Origin of the sequence: Parashewanella hymeniacidonis (assembly GCF_016900895.1) — a bacterium.
Taxonomy (GTDB): Bacteria; Pseudomonadota; Gammaproteobacteria; order Enterobacterales; family Shewanellaceae; genus Parashewanella; species Parashewanella hymeniacidonis.
The window spans coordinates 1-1,326 of the sequence record NZ_JAFEUN010000273.1 but is presented as its reverse complement, the minus strand read 5'-3'; the positions used below and the strand labels follow the sequence as shown (position 1 = coordinate 1,326).

The 1,326-nt window shown below is 50.4% G+C and carries 1 protein-coding gene; it reads left to right on the top strand.

What is annotated here, in order from left to right; translation table 11 throughout:
• A partial coding sequence (locus JQC92_RS22280; protein ID WP_205001716.1) for a hypothetical protein occupies window positions 1-1,326 on the top strand: 1,326 nt, incomplete at both ends.

Here is a 1,326-nt window from a genome sequence, read left to right as displayed (position 1 = left end):
CTGACGGCGTTTGAAGGTCTATTTAAATATAATAATGGCGCAATAACAGCCTTTGCAAACCTATCCGACAGTGATATTGAGTGTATAGCTAAACATCCTCAATTATCGTACGTTATGTCGATGAGCCACCAAAAAGGTCTGCCCACGCCAGCGGCGCTGAACACATTCTTCAAAGATGAGCATTTAAAAGATGATAACGGCCGCTTGTGCAAGACAAGGCTGAAGGCGGTGGCCAGTATGTGCCACCGAAAAGGTCTGCCCACGGCAGAGGCAATGAAAGCATTCTTCACTGCTGAGCATTTAAAAGATGAAAACGGCCGCTTGTGCAAGGCAAAGCTGGCTGCGGTGGCCAGTATGTGCTGCCGAAAAGGTCTGCCCATGGCAGAGGCGCTGAACACATTCTTCAAAGATGAGCATTTAAAAGATGAAAACGGCCGCTTGTGCCTGACAAAGCTGAAGGCGGTGGCCAGTATGTGCTGCCGAAAAGGTCTGCCCACGGCAGAGGCGCTGAACACATTCTTCAAAGATGAGCATTTAAAAGATGAAAACGGCCGCTTGTGCCTGACAAAGCTGGCTGCGGTGGCCAGTATGTGCTGCCAAAAAGGTCTGCCCACACCAGATGCGCTGAACACATTCTTCACTGCTGAGTATTTAAAAGGTGAGGACGATAGCTTGTGCCTGACAAAGCTGGCTGCGGTGGCCAGTATGTGTTGCGAAAAAGGTCTGCCCACACCAACGGCACTGGAGGCATTCTTCAACGATAATCATCTGAAAGATGGACGTAACTTGTGCAAGACAAGGCTGAAGGCGGTGGCCAGTATGTGCCACCGAAAAGGTCTGCCCACGGCAGAGGCAATGAAAGCATTCTTCAAAGATGAGCATTTAAAAGATGAAAACGGCCGCTTATGCAAGACAAAGCTGGCTGCGGTGGCCAGTATGTGCTGCCGAAAAGGTCTGCCCATGGCAGAGGCGCTGAACACATTCTTCAAAGATGAGCATTTAAAAGATGAAAACGGCCGCTTGTGCCTGACAAAGCTGAAGGCGGTGGCCAGTATGTGCTGCCGAAAAGGTCTGCCCACGGCAGAGGCGCTGAACACATTCTTCAAAGATGAGCATTTAAAAGATGAAAACGGCCGCTTGTGCCTGACAAAGCTGGCTGCGGTGGCCAGTATGTGCTACCAAAAAGGTCTGCCCACACCAGATGCGCTGAACACATTCTTCACTGCTGAGTATTTAAAAGGTGAGGACGATAGCTTGTGCCTGACAAAGCTGGCTGCGGTGGCCAGTATGTGTTGCGAAAAAGGTCTGCCCACACCAACGGCACTG